At 48.9% G+C, this 15,670-nt stretch carries 14 protein-coding genes; 3 read left to right on the top strand and 11 right to left on the bottom strand.

Translation table 11 applies throughout. From position 1 onward, the window contains the following. Positions 1–2: 2 nt before the first annotated feature. The 5 genes from ubiB to trmH are packed head-to-tail and all read right to left on the bottom strand — an operon-like array spanning position 3 to position 5,840. Positions 3–1,664 (bottom strand): ubiquinone biosynthesis regulatory protein kinase UbiB, encoded by a 1,662-nt coding sequence (ubiB, locus tag B2U97_RS06280; RefSeq protein ID WP_201029220.1) that lies wholly within the window; start codon positions 1,662–1,664, stop codon positions 3–5. 2 nt (positions 1,665–1,666) lie between these two features. After that, complete coding sequence (locus B2U97_RS06275) at positions 1,667–2,272, bottom strand: ubiquinone biosynthesis accessory factor UbiJ (protein WP_011235598.1); 606 nt, start codon at positions 2,270–2,272, stop codon at positions 1,667–1,669. After that, positions 2,272–3,027: a bifunctional demethylmenaquinone methyltransferase/2-methoxy-6-polyprenyl-1,4-benzoquinol methylase UbiE gene (gene ubiE, locus B2U97_RS06270; RefSeq protein ID WP_011235599.1), complete on the bottom strand. Its 756-nt coding sequence runs from the start codon at positions 3,025–3,027 to the stop codon at positions 2,272–2,274. The genes B2U97_RS06275 and ubiE overlap by 1 nt, the downstream gene beginning before the upstream one ends. A gap of 41 nt (positions 3,028–3,068) precedes the next feature. After that, on the bottom strand, positions 3,069–5,150 hold the full coding sequence (gene recG / locus B2U97_RS06265) for an ATP-dependent DNA helicase RecG (RefSeq protein WP_011235600.1): 2,082 nt from the start codon (positions 5,148–5,150) through the stop codon (positions 3,069–3,071). A 9-nt stretch (positions 5,151–5,159) separates the two neighbouring features. Beyond that, positions 5,160–5,840, bottom strand: coding sequence for a tRNA (guanosine(18)-2'-O)-methyltransferase TrmH (trmH, locus tag B2U97_RS06260; RefSeq protein ID WP_011235601.1), 681 nt, complete (start codon positions 5,838–5,840; stop codon positions 5,160–5,162). 96 nt (positions 5,841–5,936) lie between these two features. Here trmH and B2U97_RS06255 point away from each other — a divergent pair, with 96 nt between their 5' ends. Next, a complete protein-coding gene (locus B2U97_RS06255) occupies positions 5,937–7,145 on the top strand; it encodes an EAL and HDOD domain-containing protein (protein ID WP_034822691.1) in 1,209 nt (402 codons plus the stop codon). A 5-nt stretch (positions 7,146–7,150) separates the two neighbouring features. On the opposite strand, the gene B2U97_RS06250 is transcribed toward B2U97_RS06255, so the two are convergent. Continuing rightward, entirely contained in the window at positions 7,151–8,680 is a 1,530-nt protein-coding gene (locus B2U97_RS06250; protein WP_011235603.1) for a bifunctional GNAT family N-acetyltransferase/carbon-nitrogen hydrolase family protein, read from the bottom strand. A 122-nt stretch (positions 8,681–8,802) separates the two neighbouring features. On the opposite strand from B2U97_RS06250, the gene B2U97_RS06245 reads away from it, so the two are divergent. Then, positions 8,803–10,143 (top strand): Na+/H+ antiporter NhaC family protein, encoded by a 1,341-nt coding sequence (locus tag B2U97_RS06245; RefSeq protein WP_011235604.1) that lies wholly within the window; start codon positions 8,803–8,805, stop codon positions 10,141–10,143. On the opposite strand, the gene B2U97_RS06240 is transcribed toward B2U97_RS06245, so the two are convergent. From B2U97_RS06240 to gmk, 4 genes are all read right to left on the bottom strand, one after another. Then, a complete protein-coding gene (locus B2U97_RS06240) occupies positions 10,144–10,536 on the bottom strand; it encodes a RidA family protein (protein WP_011235605.1) in 393 nt (130 codons plus the stop codon). 1 nt (position 10,537) lies between these two features. After that, positions 10,538–12,643, bottom strand: coding sequence for a bifunctional GTP diphosphokinase/guanosine-3',5'-bis pyrophosphate 3'-pyrophosphohydrolase (gene spoT, locus B2U97_RS06235; RefSeq protein ID WP_011235606.1), 2,106 nt, complete (start codon positions 12,641–12,643; stop codon positions 10,538–10,540). A 102-nt stretch (positions 12,644–12,745) separates the two neighbouring features. After that, entirely contained in the window at positions 12,746–13,015 is a 270-nt protein-coding gene (rpoZ, locus tag B2U97_RS06230) for a DNA-directed RNA polymerase subunit omega (RefSeq protein ID WP_011235607.1), read from the bottom strand. Between the two features lie 70 nt (positions 13,016–13,085). Continuing rightward, positions 13,086–13,718: a guanylate kinase gene (gmk, locus tag B2U97_RS06225; RefSeq protein WP_286830352.1), complete on the bottom strand. Its 633-nt coding sequence runs from the start codon at positions 13,716–13,718 to the stop codon at positions 13,086–13,088. 114 nt (positions 13,719–13,832) lie between these two features. Here gmk and B2U97_RS06220 point away from each other — a divergent pair, with 114 nt between their 5' ends. After that, positions 13,833–15,041 (top strand): CynX/NimT family MFS transporter, encoded by a 1,209-nt coding sequence (locus tag B2U97_RS06220; RefSeq protein ID WP_286823124.1) that lies wholly within the window; start codon positions 13,833–13,835, stop codon positions 15,039–15,041. On the opposite strand, the gene B2U97_RS06215 is transcribed toward B2U97_RS06220, so the two are convergent. After that, a complete protein-coding gene (locus B2U97_RS06215) occupies positions 15,025–15,615 on the bottom strand; it encodes a TetR/AcrR family transcriptional regulator (protein WP_011235610.1) in 591 nt (196 codons plus the stop codon). The two genes, B2U97_RS06220 and B2U97_RS06215, sit on opposite strands and share 17 nt — an antisense overlap. Between the last annotated feature and the right edge of the window lie 55 nt (positions 15,616–15,670).

The raw sequence follows: 15,670 nt of genomic DNA, 5'->3' as shown, positions 1-15,670 counted from the left end.
AGTTAAACAAATTCACTATTCTTTGTTTTCGGGCGAGTGCGCCAGGCCATAAGGCCCAGAAGTACAGTGACAATACCCGCTCCAATCGTCACTTCTGAAAGCTCAGTCTGGTTCCAGAGCAGAGTCGTACAAATTAAGCCGCTGCCGGTTAACACAGTCCAGAACAGCGACGTCGATGCTTGTCTTTGTGTTAATAACTGCTGCTTACGTAACTCTCGCTCGCGCTCATCAATATTATGTTGTTGACGAAGGTTTTCATACAACATCATTGGCATTTCCGGCAGTTTTTCCGCCCAGTACGGCGCGTTCTCTTTTACCGACCGCACAATCGCCCGCCAGCCCAGCTGTTCCTTCATCCAGCGTTCAAGGAAGGGTTTGGCGGTTTTCCATAAATCCAGCTCCGGGTACAACTGACGCCCCAAACCTTCAATGTACAACAGGGTTTTCTGCAGTAATACCAGCTGCGGTTGAACTTCCATCTCAAAGCGTCGCGCCGTATTAAATAAGTTAATCAGCACATGCCCGAATGAAATTTCCGCCAACGGCTTCTCAAAAATAGGTTCACAAACCGTTCTTATGGCAGACTCAAACTCTTCAATATTGGTGTGTTTGGGTACCCAGCCTGAATCAACATGCAGCTCCGCAACTTTGCGGTAATCGCGGTTAAAAAATGCCAAAAAGTTTTCAGCTAAATAACGTTTGTCGTCGCGGTTCAGAGTTCCGACAATACCAAAATCAATACCAATGTAGCGCGGATTCAATGGGTCATCTTTCGCCACAAAAATGTTGCCAGGGTGCATATCGGCATGGAAAAAACTGTCGCGGAATACCTGAGTGAAAAAGACTTCAACACCCCGCTCAGCCAGTTTTTTCATATCTACGCCGCGGGCTTTCAGGGTGGCAATATCACTCACCGGAATGCCATCAATGCGTTCCATTACCATCACGTTGTGGCGACTGTAGTCGCTGTAAACCACCGGAATGTATAACATGTCGGAGTTTTCAAAGTTGCGTTTCAGCTGTATCGCGTTACCGGCTTCGCGCATTAAGTCCAGCTCATCCAGCAGGGTTTTGCGATACTCTTTAACCACTTCTTTAGGTTTTAAACGCCGCCCGTCGGGCAAATGGTGTGCAGCTACCGAAGCCAGGGTTTCCATCAATTCTAAATCCGCATTAATGGTCTCGCGAATATCCGGGCGAATAACTTTTATGACAATATCCGTTAACTCACCGTCTCTGGTCTTCAGTTTCCCGGTGTGCACCTGAGCAATTGACGCTGACGCTAAAGGCGTTGTGTCAAAATCTGAAAAACAGTCATGGATGCTCTGCAAGCCTAAGGACTTTTCGATAATACGCTGTGCGGCATGACCATCGAAAGGAGGAACTTTGTCCTGCAGGCGTGCCAGTTCAATTGCAATATCAGGCGGTAATAAGTCGCGGCGGGTTGAGAGCATTTGCCCGAACTTGACCCACACCGGGCCCAGCTCTTCCAGTGCCAGTCTTAAACGCACACCGGCAGGCTTGTCTTTATGCTTATTAGGCAACCAGAAAAAAGCATGGCGGCCTAAACGGATAGTCCAGGGCAACCAACCCGCAGGGATAAGATCATCTAACCCGTAACTCAGTAGTGTTTTGGTGATTTTGTAAAAGCGGCGCGTCCGCATCATTAACCCTTCTTCTCACGACACTGGCGTTCAAGGCGCTCGATTTGAGCCCGCAGCTGTTGTAAATCGGTTTTAAACTGGTCAAATTCAGCTCTTACCGGTAATAATTTCTTCTCTTCGGTCAACACACCATGCACCCAGCGCTGCTGCTGTTGCCAATGTGTTTTTACCTGCTCACGGCTACGTCGCCACAGCTTTCCCAGCCAGTAGGCAGGCGCGTCACCAACGGTTTTCGCGAGCTCAGCTTCCCAGTCAACGTTCAGCGACTTAAACAAGCTAACCACTTGTTGCGCCAGCATGGGGTCACCATCAATATCCAGTAAGTCCGCTTTTATCAGCCGCGTGAGGTTAGCGGTATCCTGCAACTCCGGCAATACACCCATTTCTGTTGCAATACGGCAATCTACTTCGCTGTCATCAGAGGTACTAAGCTGAACACCATGGGCATCGACACTCACAGTGACTTCAAAGGGCAGTTCCTTCAGATGAAAACGCAGGCGCTTACCGTCCAGCCGCCGCAAACGTTCCGCCGATTCCGGGTCACGGTGCAGCACATTGTTTGCTAACTTCTCGACCAACAAGATTGGAATAAGCGGTAATAACGTCATCAGAACTTATACCCTCGGTGCAGTGCAACCACGCCACCAGTCATGTTCTGGTAGTCGACTTTTTCGTAACCAGCTGCTTCCATCATTGACTTCAGTGTTTCCTGGTCCGGGTGCATACGGATAGATTCCGCCAAATACTGATAGCTGTCAGAGTCGTTAGCAACAACCTGCCCCATTTTTGGCAAAATGTTGAACGAATAAAAGTCGTACACCTGATTCAAGGTAGCCGATACCGGCTTAGAAAATTCAAGAATTAATACCCGACCGCCAGGTTTCAGTACCCGCAACATAGAGCGAAGAGCTTTGTCTTTGTCGGTGACATTGCGCAAACCAAAAGCAATGGTAATAACATCAAAGGTATTGTCATCAAACGGAAGTTCTTCCGCGTCAGCCTGCACGTAACGAACATTGCCAATAATGCCTCTGTCACGCAGCTTGTCACGACCCACTTTCAGCATAGCGTCGTTAATATCGGCCAGCACAACTTCGCCCTCAGCACCAACACGGCGTGAGAACTGAGCCGTTAAGTCGCCAGTTCCGCCGGCAATATCCAATACTTTCATACCACGGCGAACACCACTGCAGTCAATGGTATAACGCTTCCATAAACGATGAATACCAAACGACATTAAGTCGTTCATAACATCATATTTTGCCGCTACCGACTGAAAGACATCAGCGACCAGGTTTTTTTTCTGATTACGGGCGACTTTTTGATACCCAAAATCAATGGATTCTTCGTTTTTATCGTTCATTCAACTATCCCGAACTGATTTTGTACTAGTGTACTTGATGATCACACCTGAGCATAGTGGTCACGACGCGGTAACCAACGCTCAATTAGCGCTTCTGCGCTTTGCGGATAATGCTCTAATACGTGCTGAGCAATATTTTGGGCTTCTGGTATTAACGCTTCATCGCGCTCTAAGTCAGCCACTTTTAATTCAGCTAACCCTGTCTGCCGGTGGCCTAGCAATTCACCCGGCCCACGAATTTCCAGATCGCGCTGTGCAATCACAAAACCGTCGTTACTTTCGCGTAAAACGCCCAGCCTCTGCTGTGCAGTTTGCGATAACGGACTGTGATACAGCAGCACGCAATGACTGGCTACAGAGCCCCGGCCAACGCGGCCGCGCAACTGGTGTAACTGAGCTAAGCCCAGCCGTTCCGGGTTTTCAATAATCATGAGCGACGCGTTGGGAACATCCACCCCAACCTCTATGACCGTCGTTGCGACCAATAAGTCAATATCACCCGCTTTAAACGCCTGCATCACCTGTTCTTTCTGCTCATGTTTAAGCCGGCCATGCACCAGGCCAATACTCAAGCCCGGCAATTGCTCCTGCAAGTCATTGGCGGTGTCTTCTGCCGCCTGACATTCAAGTACATCGGACTCTTCAATAAGGGTACAAACCCAATACGCCTGACGGCCTTCAGTGGCACAGACCTCCCGCACACGCTCCACAATTTGTTCCCGACGGGTATCCGGAATGGCAACCGTGGTTACCGGTGTGCGTCCGGGCGGCAATTCATCAATAACTGATGTGGCTAAATCCGCATACGCTGTCATAGCCAAAGTTCGCGGGATGGGTGTTGCAGTCATAATTAACTGGTGAGGATGCACGCCGGCCTGAACGCCTTTTTCGCGTAATTGTAACCGCTGGTGCACACCAAAACGGTGCTGTTCGTCAATAATCACCAATGCCAGGCGCCGATACTCAACATCCGCCTGAAACAACGCGTGGGTACCAACCAGTAAATGAATATCTCCCTGCTTTAACTGTGCCAGCAATTCCCGACGGGACTTACCTTTGGATTTGCCGCTCAACCAAGCGACATTAATACCCAGGGGCATCAGCCACTGGCTAAAAGTAATGGCGTGCTGTTCAGACAAAAGCTCGGTCGGCGCCATTAAAGCCACCTGATATCCAGCTTCAATGGCTGCCAGAGCGCTGAGCGCAGCAACCAGAGTTTTGCCTGAGCCGACATCACCCTGCACCAGTCGCATCATTGGCTGACCTTGCGCCATATCGCTGGTAATTTCTTTCACCACTCTTGTCTGCGCGCCAGTGGGTGAAAACGGCAACTGCTTTAAAAATGCCTCTTGTAACGCACCATTGCCTTTTATGGTAAAGCCCGCCTGAGCCTGTCGAGCCTGGCGTAACTGCAGCAAACTTAACTGGTGAGCAATAAGTTCTTCCGATGCCAGGCGCTGCTGCGCGGGATGCTCGCCTTGCTCCAGCAGTGCCAGGGGAACATCCACCGGCGGCCGGTGCAGAGTCAAAATAGCCTGCTCTAAAGAAAGTTGATGGGGTCTTAAATTTTCAGGCAGCAGTTCAGGTAAAGAGCCGGGCTGAAGGTACGTCAGTGCCTGCTCGATGATCTTGCGCAAAATTCCCTGAGTCACGCCTTCTGTCATGGGGTAGACCGGCGTCAGAGTTTCCTGCATATTCAATGGCTCGCCAGCTTTGACCATTCGGTACTCGGGGTGAACCATCTCCCAGCCGGTCATGCCCCGACGCACTTCGCCAAAGGCTAGTAACTGCGTGCCTTGTGCGAATTGCTTTAGCTGAGCCGCGCTAAATTGAAAAAACCGCAGACTGATACTGCCGGTTTCGTCGCTGGCCTGACAAATCAGCATACGCTTACGACCGTACTTGATATCGGCGTGCCGCACCGTGACCAAAACATTGGTCGCCACACCCGCACGTAAATTTGCAACGTCAGTTACCTGAGTACGATCCTCGTACCGCAACGGCAGATGCAACAGTGCATCACTGACAGAGGCTAAGCCAAGCTTGCGCAGCTTAACCGCAACCTTTTCGCCCACACCTTTAAGTACCGTCAGTGGAATGTGCTGCAGTCCTTTTACCGCCACCTTTGCTCCTTATCTTGCGCGCATCGCCAGCCACCAGGCTTCATCAGCGACAATTTGTCCATTTTCATCCAGCTCCGGGTAAGGCATATTCTTACGTTTACACGCCTTTGCATAAATTGGATGACCACCTTCAAATAACACCCTGTGCCGCTCTTCGGCGCTGATATGTGTTTTATCGTATAAGCCAGCTTGCTCTCGTTGTCGCTGCGCTTCATACAGCATCACCGCGCCAGCAACAGAGACATTCAGTGACTGTACCATGCCTACCATAGGAATCATTACGTGATAATCAGCAATATCCAAAGCTTCATCGGTAACGCCATACTTTTCCTGCCCCAGCAGAATTGCGGTTGGTTTGGTGTAGTCCACTTCACGAAAATCCACCGAGTGTTCCGAAAGGTGAGTCACCACCACTTGCATGCCCCGACCTTGAGTTGCCTCCAGCGCTTCACCAACCGTTTTATGATTATGTATTTTCACCCAGTTTTGACTGCCAAGCGCAGTACCACCCGACAAACGCGCCTTTTTGGTCAGCCATATGGCGTGCATTTCATGTACACCTATCGCATCTGCTGAGCGAACCACCGCAGACAAGTTATGGTTTTTATGCACGTTCTCCATGACAACGGTAAGGTCTGGCTGACGTTTGTCCAACATTTGGTTAATTCGTTGATATCGTTCAGGACTCATTGCTTTTTTATGAAAATAGGACTAGATATAAGCAGTATACCCGAGAGATTCGGTCAGAACTAACCCTATGCTCCACTCAGGATAATAAGAATAACAATGTCGTACTCCTACATTGCGCGGCAACCTATTTTAACCAGAGACCAAAAAGTTTTTGGTTATGAACTGCTGTTCCGCAACAGTACTGAAAACAGTTTTCCGAATATTGATCCTAACGAGGCCACCTCTAAACTGCTTTTGCAGCAACATTTACTGGGTGACATTCAGACGCTTTGTATGGGAAAGCAGGCATTTATCAATTTTCATGCCCGTACTTTGCTAAATGACTTCCCTTCTTTCCTCAACGCCCGCACCGTGTGGGTAGAGCTTCTGGAAACCGTGGGGGTTGATGCGCCTTTATTAGAAGCATGCAGTGCCACTCGCGCCAAAGGTTACCGAATTGCATTGGATGATCATGATTTTGCCGGGCAATGGGAACCTCTCATTCCTATGATCAATATGGTGAAAGTTGATATCCAGGAGCAAGGTTTAGAGCTTGATGAAAAAATTCGCTTCTTTAAAGAAAAGGGCGTTCCACTGCTCGCCGAGCGGGTTGAAACCCGGGACGAGTTCGAGCGTTGCCTGGAGTTAGGCTTTGATTATTTTCAGGGCTTTTTCTTCGAAAAGCCGCAAATAGTCCAGCAAAAATCGCTCGCGCCTAACCGCATTAGTATGCTGACATTGTTGTCTGAGGCGCATAAAAAAGAGCTCGACTTAGATACCATACGACAGGCCATTGAGCAGGACTTATCACTCACTTACAGCTTGCTTAAACTGGTCAACAGCGCACTATACGGCGGCCGCAAGAAGATTGAAAACATCCAGCATGCCCTGGTCTATTTGGGTACTACCGAAATTCGCCGTTTTATCACTCTGATTGTTTTAGCTAATGTGTCAGCAGGGCAGCCTGAAGAGTTGACCATTAAATCGGTCACCCGAGCGCGCTTTATGGAATTGGTTACGGTTGAAATTCTTAACGAAAAGCACCGTTCCAGTGCTTTTTTAACAGGCATGCTGTCATTACTGGATATCATTTTGGGCGTATCTATGCAGGAGGTGCTTAGACAGCTTCCGTTGTCTTCAGAAATTACAAAAGCATTGAAAAACCGCGAGGGTGTATGGGGGTATCTGCTGCAAATGACCGAGCTTTATGAGCGCGGCGAGTGGAAAGCTCTGGATAAGCACCCGCTAAAACAAAAATTGAACGGCACCGATATTGGCCAGCTTTATATCGATGCCAGCCAGTGGTGCCGTTTAGCCCTATTCTAAATGCCCTAGCTCATCCGTTTACGAGATACTTCATAGATATCCGTACGACGATCCTTTTTATTGGTCACTGAACCTTCATGGTGCAAATAACGCAGCTCATCCAGATTTAAGTCTGAGAACATTAGCATTTCCGTGTTCGGCGTGGTCTCCGACATGATCGCGTCATGCGGGAAGGCGAAATCCGAAGGAGAGAATACTGCCGACTGCGCATATTGCACATCCAGACTTTCCACTTCAGGCAAGTTGCCCACGCTACCGCAAATCACCACATAACACTCGTTCTCTACCGCACGGGCCTGAGCGCAATGTCGTACACGCAGGTAGGCGTTACGGGTATCGGTCCAGAACGGTACAAACAGAATTTCTAATCCTTCGTCCGCCATTATGCGGCCCAGTTCAGGGAACTCCACGTCATAGCAAATTAAAATGCCAATGCGTCCGGCGTCGGTATCGAACACTTTAACTTCGTTGCCGCCTTCAATGACCCAGTCGCGCTTTTCGTGCGGGGTAATATGCAATTTGTACTGCTCTTCTACCGAGCCATCGCGACGACACAAATACGAGACGTTATAAATACTATCTCCGTCCTGCACCGGCATCGACCCGGTAATAATATTGACGTTATAGCTGACTGCCATTTGCGACATTTCACGCTTAAACAGATCGGTGTACCCAGCCAGAAAACGAATTGCGTCCATTTGCTGACTCTGGTCAGTTAGCCCCATTAACGGCGCATTGAAAAACTCCGGAAAGACGGCAAAGTCGCTTTGATAACCCGACAGCGCATCAACAAAGTACTCCACCTGCTTCAGCAACTCTTCTACCGACTCCACCGAGCGCATTTGCCACTGCACCGCGCCTACACGGACGTTCTGAATACGAGTTGTCAGAATATTGTCTGAAGGCTCGTACAGGAAGTTATTCCACTCCAGCAATGTGGCAAAGCCGCGTGACTTTTTATCCTCCGGAAGATACTTACCCAACAGGCGCTTTACGCTAAAGTCATTCGCCAGCTGAAAGGTCAGAATGGGGTCATAAATTTCACGCCGCTGCACTTTGTCCAGATACTGACTTGGCGTCAGCTCATTTGCATATTTGTGGTAATTGACAATACGACCACCAGCCAGAATGGCGCGCAGATTGGCCTGCCGGCACAACTCTTTACGTGCGTCGTACAAGCGACGCCCCAGACGATAACCGCGATACTCCGGATGAATTAAGACATCCAGCCCATAAAGCGCGTCACCTTTTTTATTGTTAAGAATGGCCTCTCTGTGGCCAATTAAATCGTCATAGGCGTGAGGGTTGGAAAACTTGGTGTAGGCCACCTTAACCGTTAAGGCGACACCAACAATGCGGCCATTATCCTCCAGACAAAACTGACCTTCAGAAAAATCCTTTATCAGCTTTTCTATGGTGAACTGGCTCCAGGAGCCACCTATGTCTGTGTAGACAGCATCCATTAATTCTTTTAACTGTTCGTAATCTTCCAGCCGCAAATTTCGTATTTGCAAATGCAGTTCATCGGGGCTCATTATCTTTATCCTGATCTAAAACAACTTTACCGACAGTCTACACGTAATTGGAATAAGGTTGCATCAGGATAATTAGCTGTATAAACTTCTGGACGTCCAAATAAAAATAAGAAGGCTGACACATGACCAATGCTTCGCCACAACCGGCTAGCGCTAAAGCGCTATTACCTCTCGCATTATTCTTGATCCTGTTCTTAGGAACCGGATTGTATTTTCAAAGCGAAGGGGTCGAATACGCGTTTTACCAATTACCCAGCCCGGTTGCGATTCTGCCGGCCATAGTCCTTGGTATTTTACTCAGTAAGCAGGCATTTGAAGAGCGCATCGAAACCTTCGTTGGCGGCGTTGGCGACAACAACATTATTACCATGTGTCTCATTTACTTGCTGGCGGGTGCGTTTTCGACGGTGGCAGAGGCAACCGGTGGGGTCGACGCGATGGTGGCGCTTGGGCTAAATGTTATTCCGGCTTCTTTCCTGCTGCCCGGGTTGTTTATTATTGCCGGGGTTATCTCTACCGCTATGGGCACCTCTATGGGCACACTGGCGGCGCTGGCTCCGGTGGTTCTGGGCATTGGTGAAGCAACCGATATTAGCTTGCCGCTGCTGGCCGGGGTACTTGTTAGCGGTGCCATGTTTGGCGATAACTTATCCATTATTTCAGACACCACCATTGCAGCAACTCGTACACAGGGCTGTACCATGCGGGACAAATTCCGCGCGAACTTAAAAATTGCCATACCCGCGGCTATCTTTACCGTAATTTGGTTAGTCACTTACGACACCAGCCAGGTGCCTTTAGAAATTCCGGAAGCCAACTTGTGGCTGTCATTACCTTATTTCATCATTATTGTTTTAGCGGTTATGGGGCTTAATGTTTTTGCCGTACTCGGGCTTGGCATTGTATTAGCAGCCGCTTTTGGCATGTTCACTGTCGACTACGAATGGGTGGCTTTTAGTCAGGATATCTACGAAGGTTTTGGCAGTATGCAGGAAATCTTCCTGCTGTCGCTGCTCATTGGTGGCTTATCGGCGTTAATTCGTCAGCAAGGGGGACTCGCCTTCTTAGCGGGCTTTGTCGAAAGCGCAGCAAATAAGGTCAGTAAACACAAGCAGCGGGCATCGGCTATTGGTGTGGCCGCCCTGACAGCTCTGACAAATTTATGCGTCGCCAACAACACCGTCAGCATCTTATTGGCCGGAGAAGTTAGTAAACGCCTGGCCAAAGTGGGGAATTTAGCGCCGCGCCAAAGCGCCAGCTTATTGGATATTTTTGCCTGCGTCGTGCAAGGAGCTTTGCCTTACGGAGCACAGGCATTATTGATGGGAGCCAGCTTTAAAATCTCGCCGCTATCGGTCAGTCTGCATACGGGGTATTGCTTTATTCTGGCAGCCGTGGCTATTGCTATTATCATCTGGCGCCGCCCTCTGGAAGACAGAGAGCCAACACCGGAATCAGCTTAGTTAATAGGTACTGGGCAGCTCCATAATACCGTCAATTTCAATCTGCGCGCCTTTCGGCAACTGCTTTACGCCGATAGCCGCGCGAGCCGGATACGGTTCTCTGAAATGCTTCGCCATGACTTCATTTACAATGGCAAACTGCCCCAGATCGGTCAGGTAAATCTGTACCTTTATCATGTCCTGCAGTTCGCCGCCGGATGCCTCACAAACAGCCGTCAGGTTTTTAAACACCTGCTCGGCCTGGGCCGTGAAGTCTTCGCTAACGAGCTCCATACTTTCAGGAACCAGAGGAATTTGTCCGGAAAGGTATACTGTCGTACCAATTTTTACCGCCTGCGAATAAGTGCCGATAGCTGCTGGCGCTTTATCCGTTGAAATAATCACTTTAGACATATTACTTCCTTAAGCGCGTCACGCGCTGAACATCCGGCATCTTGCGAATATGACGGATCACATCCGCTAAATGCTTACGGTTTTTTATCGTTAAAGCCACATCAATGAAATAAATGTTGGCATCAATTTCTTCGGTCTGCAGACCATCAATATTGCAGCCCGTGGTTGCAATAGCCGATGTTAACTTAGCCAGCACGCCCTGATTATTGACAATTTCAATGCGAATTTCAGAAATAAACTCGGCTTCGGGTTTGTTATCCCACTCAACCGGGAAGTAACGCCCCGGGTCATCTTCATGGCCACGAACGTTTTTACACTCACGACGATGAATAACCAAACCTTTACCCGGACTCACATGGGCAATGATATCGTCGCCCGGAATGGGGCGACAGCATTTGGCAAAACTGACCAGCAGGCCTTCGGCGCCTTTAATCGAGAGGCTTTTTTGTGATGCGTTGTCATCTTTTATCGGTTGTAAGTCGCCTAAAAGCCGCTTCGCAATGGCCACCGACATCATATTGCCCAGCCCAATTTGTTTCAGCAAATTCTCACGGCTATCAATTTTTGTTTCCTGCAATACCCGCTTAAATTCCGCCTCTGGAATTTCGTCGTAACTGACCTGCCCGAGTGCTGAGCGAAGTAAGCGCTCACCCAACTGTTGCGCTTCGTCAGCTTCCTGACTTTTCAGGTACTGGCGAATTTTAGCCCGGGCTTTACCGGTTACCACAAAGTTTAACCAGGCAATATTCGGCCGCGAGTTAGGTGCTGTTTTTATCTCAACCGTTTGCCCGGTTTCCAGCGGTTTACTCAACGAATAAGTACGATGGTTAACTCTCGCACCAATACAGGTGTTACCAACGTCGGTGTGCACAGCGTAGGCAAAATCTACCGCGGTAGCGCCCTGAGGTAATTCGGTAATTCGGCCATCGGGACTGAACACATATATTTCATCGGGGAATAAGTCAGACTTTACGCTTTCAATGAATTCAAACGAGTTGCCAGCGCTTTGTTGTAACTCTAACAAGCTTTGCATCCACTTACGCGCGCGCACCTGAGCCGTGGTGCTGGAATCGTCCGATTGTTTATACATCCAATGCGCGGCGACACCGCGGTCGGCCATCAGATCCATCTCTTCGGTACGAATCTGAATTTCTACCGGCACCCCGTGAGGGCCTTTCAAGGAGGTATGCAACGACTGATAACCGTTCGACTTTGGAATAGCAATGTAGTCTTTAAACCGCGTTTCAATAGGCTTATACAAATTGTGCAGCGCCCCAAGAACCCGGTAACAAGTATCGACACTGTCCACAATGACGCGGAAAGCATATATGTCCATGACCTGTTCAAACTTCACTTCTTTGGCCTGCATTTTCCGGTAAATGCTGTGCAGATGCTTTTCACGGCCAGACACCCGTGCCTGAATATTGTTACCGTCCAGGCGCGAACTGATTTCACTTTGCACTCGCTCGGTAAACTCGCGACGGTTACCGCGGGCACGTTTTACTTCTGACTCAAGCAATTTTCCACGCCAGGGGTACAGCGCCCAGAAGCCCAGTTGCTCCAGCTCATTTTTAATATCGTGCATACCCAGGCGGTGCGCTAAAGGTGCATAAATTTCTAGGGTTTCACGGGCAATACGGCGGCGTTTGTCGGGGCGCAAATGCTGAATGGTGCGCATGTTATGGGTGCGGTCAGCCAGTTTAATCAGAATAACCCGAATATCCTGCACCATCGCCATAATCATCTTGCGATAGTTTTCGGCCTGAGCTTCTTCTTTGGAGTTGAACTGCAACTTATCCAGTTTAGACACGCCCTCCACTAAACTGGCAACAGTTGCCCCAAAACGCTCGGCCAGATCTTCCCGGCTGGTTTCAGTATCTTCAATAACGTCATGGAGTAAAGCCGCCATTAAGGTTTCGCAATCCAGCCTCATGTCAGCAAGCAGGCTTGCAACCGCAACCGGGTGCGTAATGTAAGGCTCGCCGCTGCTGCGTTTTTGCGAACTGTGGGCTTCGTTTGCTACAACAAAGGCATCACGAATACGTTCCACCTGCTCGGACGGAAGATACTCACTAACCTGAGCCTTTAAGCCTTCAAATAAGTACACCAGTTAACTCCCCGGGTAATACCGGACTATGAATATACTTTCAGAATAAGGGGATTTGACGGAATTGCCAACGGCATTGATGCCGTTGGCGAACAGAAACTTTTATTCGATACCGCGTAGTGCATCTACCGCACGCAGTTCTTCAGCGTCTTGCTGCTTTTGAGCCGCCTGATCTTCAATATCAAGACGTTCGTTGTCGATAAGGCCTTGCTCTATTTCACGCAAAGCAATAACAGTTGGTTTTTCGTTTTTTGTTTCAACTAATGGCTCTTTACCATTGGCCAGCTGACGCGCGCGGCGTGAGGCTAACAAAATTAAATCAAAACGGTTACCAACACGGTCTACAGCATCTTCTACAGTTACGCGAGCCATGGTTTTTACTCCCAATAAAGCGTGAGTCGTATTTTTCGAAAGGCTAAGAATTATACGGAATTAAGGCCTATTATCCAAGTAATTCCTTCAATACGCATGAATATCTTATTTGCTGATGCGGCATTTTTTGTCGCTGAGCTAAAACGATATGCTCCAGCGATGCCAGGCTGTTGTTAAAGTCATCATTTACCAGTAGATAGTCAAACTCATGATAATGCGACATTTCTGCCTGAGCTTTTGCCATGCGCTCAGCAATAACTTCGTCGGAATCCTGTCCGCGAACACGCAAACGTTCCTCCAGAATTTCCAGGCTAGGCGGAACAATAAAAACCGAACGCACTTCAGGGTGATGTTCACGAACCTGCTGAGCGCCCTGCCAGTCAATATCCAGAAACACGTCTTTGCCTTCAGCCAATAAAGACTCTACAACTTTACGGGAAGTGCCGTAATAGTTGCCAAATACACGTGCCCATTCGTAAAATTCACCGGCATCAATACGTTGCTCAAATTCTTCAGTACTAAGAAAGTGGTAATGAACACCCTGTACTTCTCCCGGACGCGGAGCACGTGTGGTGGACGATACAGACACCTGCATAGACTGATCAGGATGCTTTTCCAACAAAGCCCGAATCAGGCTCGATTTCCCTGCGCCACTCGGGGCCGCAATGATAAACAAATTCCCTAACACCGGAGACGCGGTCATAACGGGTTCTCTTTTAAAAAACGGACGATCACTGTTGGCGCGAAATAATAACACGGTTTCACACCGCGATGAAAATTGAGTAAAGTATGGCTTTTAAGGACTGGTGGTATTACTTTGCAGACTCAACCGGCGCCTGTCGCAAAACCGTCTAAATTCCCCCTGCTGTTCGGCTTGCTCGTACTGGTATTGCTAGGACTTAATTTACGTCCTTTGCTGACATCCGTAGGGCCACTAACCGATGAGCTACAAACCATCACAGGTCTGTCTTTCAGTGAGATATCGCTGTTAACGACACTACCCATTCTAATGATTGGCTTAATGGCCTTATTTGCCGGGCGGGTGACAACAGCTTTGGGTTACCGGCAAGGTATTGGGCTGGGCTTGTTGATTCTGTGCGCAGGCCTTACTGCCCGGCTATTTGAGCCGACCAGCACCAGCATGATTACCAGTGCTTTAGTGGGCGGAGTTGGCATTGCGTTACTGCATATCGTTATTCCGGAACTGACCAAACAACAGTATTTGAATCGTTTGGGTATGGTCACTGGCCTTTGGTCTGCGGCACTCATGGGCGGCGCGGCGCTAGGTGCTGTCGCGACGCCATGGGCTGCAAATTTATTACCAGAGCGCTTTCAGGCACTAGGCAGCTGGTCTCTTTTAGCGGCGATAGTGCTGATTATTTGGTACTTACCTTTTAACCGCACACCGGTTGCCAGCATTCCTCCCCGGCACCTGTTATTGCGGGCTCACCGTTACCCCAGGGCTTGGCTCCTGGGTATTTATTTTGCCCTGGTGAATGCAGGATACGCCGGATTTATTGCGTGGATAGCGCCATTTTATGGTGAATTCGGTTGGCCGGCACAAAAAGCAGGGAATTTACTGGCGCTGTTTTCTCTGGTTCAGGTTATCGGCGCCCTGCTGCTGCCGGCTTTATCGCGCACACAAGACCGACGGTTATGGCTAACAATCGCAGTACTTATTCAAATGGCAGGCTTTGCGGGGTTAAGCTGGTTTCCGACCGAAGCTCCCTGGCTGTGGTCGGCACTTTGCGGCTTTGGCTTAGGTGGTGCCTTCCCGCTATGTATTGTTATGGCGCTGGACCATATCGATAACCCTGTGCAGGCAGGACGCCTGGTTTCTTTTATGCAGGGTATCGGTTTTATGTTTGCCAGCCTGATGCCGTTGTTGACCGGATGGTTCAGAGACGTTTACGGTAATTACAGTTTAGGCTGGCAGTTACATATTATTGTCGGCATTCTTATTTTGCTTATAACCTGGCAATTTAACCCTAACAGCTACCGTGACCTGTTTAACTTGCGGGAATAATTCTCGCAATTATATCATCGGCCAAGCTTTCCAGCTGCTGCCGCGGAATTTCTCGCCTGGCCATGGTTCGTAAACCAATAATATTCGTCTGTAATAAAAGGCCCAGACGTTCAGGAGACTGCGAACTACCAATTTCTCCTCGCTGCTGCGCCTGCTGAAACGCCTCTGTAAAAAGCTGCTCGAATTTTTCAAGATAACTTTGTACCGGCTCGCTAAACGCTTTGTCTTCCGGCGTAAATTCCAGCAAGGTTTTTACCAGCATACAAGCCTGCGTTGGTGCACAGGTTGCTGTCATTACCGCAATGTTACGAAGGTACAAACTTATTCCCTGCAGCACCGAAGATTTTTGCGCTAAGGCTTGCTTAAACTCTTCCTCTGCGAGAGAGGAATATTCTTCAAGGGTCTCTTTAAACAGGGCTTCTTTATTGCCAAATGCAGCATAAATACTTCCTGGCCTCATATCCATTTCTTCCTCTATGTCTTTCATAGAGGTTGCGTGGTATCCCTTGCGCCAGAAAAGCTTCAGCGCATTGTTAAGCGCTGTTTCCCGGTGAAATTTAGGCGTTCTGGGCATTATTTTTATCCTTAATTATTTACCTGAAGGCAAGTATAGACCTGCTTGTTGTTAA

The organism is Idiomarina sp. UBA3176 (assembly GCF_002364295.1).
GTDB lineage: Bacteria > Pseudomonadota > Gammaproteobacteria > Enterobacterales > Alteromonadaceae > Idiomarina > Idiomarina loihiensis.
This window is presented reverse-complemented; position numbering and strand designations above follow the sequence as displayed.

What these genes read in the sequence shown, in the direction of transcription:
- ubiB (WP_201029220.1), bottom strand. Translation starts at nt 1,664, where the DNA reads ATGCGGACGCGCCGCTTTTACAAAATCACCAAAACACTACTGAGTTAC.
- B2U97_RS06275 (WP_011235598.1), bottom strand. Translation starts at nt 2,272, where the DNA reads ATGACGTTATTACCGCTTATTCCAATCTTGTTGGTCGAGAAGTTAGCA.
- ubiE (WP_011235599.1), bottom strand. Translation starts at nt 3,027, where the DNA reads ATGAACGATAAAAACGAAGAATCCATTGATTTTGGGTATCAAAAAGTC.
- trmH (WP_011235601.1), bottom strand. Translation starts at nt 5,840, where the DNA reads ATGAGTCCTGAACGATATCAACGAATTAACCAAATGTTGGACAAACGT.
- B2U97_RS06255 (WP_034822691.1), top strand. Translation starts at nt 5,937, where the DNA reads ATGTCGTACTCCTACATTGCGCGGCAACCTATTTTAACCAGAGACCAA.
- B2U97_RS06250 (WP_011235603.1), bottom strand. Translation starts at nt 8,680, where the DNA reads ATGAGCCCCGATGAACTGCATTTGCAAATACGAAATTTGCGGCTGGAA.
- B2U97_RS06245 (WP_011235604.1), top strand. Translation starts at nt 8,803, where the DNA reads ATGACCAATGCTTCGCCACAACCGGCTAGCGCTAAAGCGCTATTACCT.
- B2U97_RS06240 (WP_011235605.1), bottom strand. Translation starts at nt 10,536, where the DNA reads ATGTCTAAAGTGATTATTTCAACGGATAAAGCGCCAGCAGCTATCGGC.
- rpoZ (WP_011235607.1), bottom strand. Translation starts at nt 13,015, where the DNA reads ATGGCTCGCGTAACTGTAGAAGATGCTGTAGACCGTGTTGGTAACCGT.
- gmk (WP_286830352.1), bottom strand. Translation starts at nt 13,718, where the DNA reads ATGACCGCGTCTCCGGTGTTAGGGAATTTGTTTATCATTGCGGCCCCG.
- B2U97_RS06215 (WP_011235610.1), bottom strand. Translation starts at nt 15,615, where the DNA reads ATGCCCAGAACGCCTAAATTTCACCGGGAAACAGCGCTTAACAATGCG.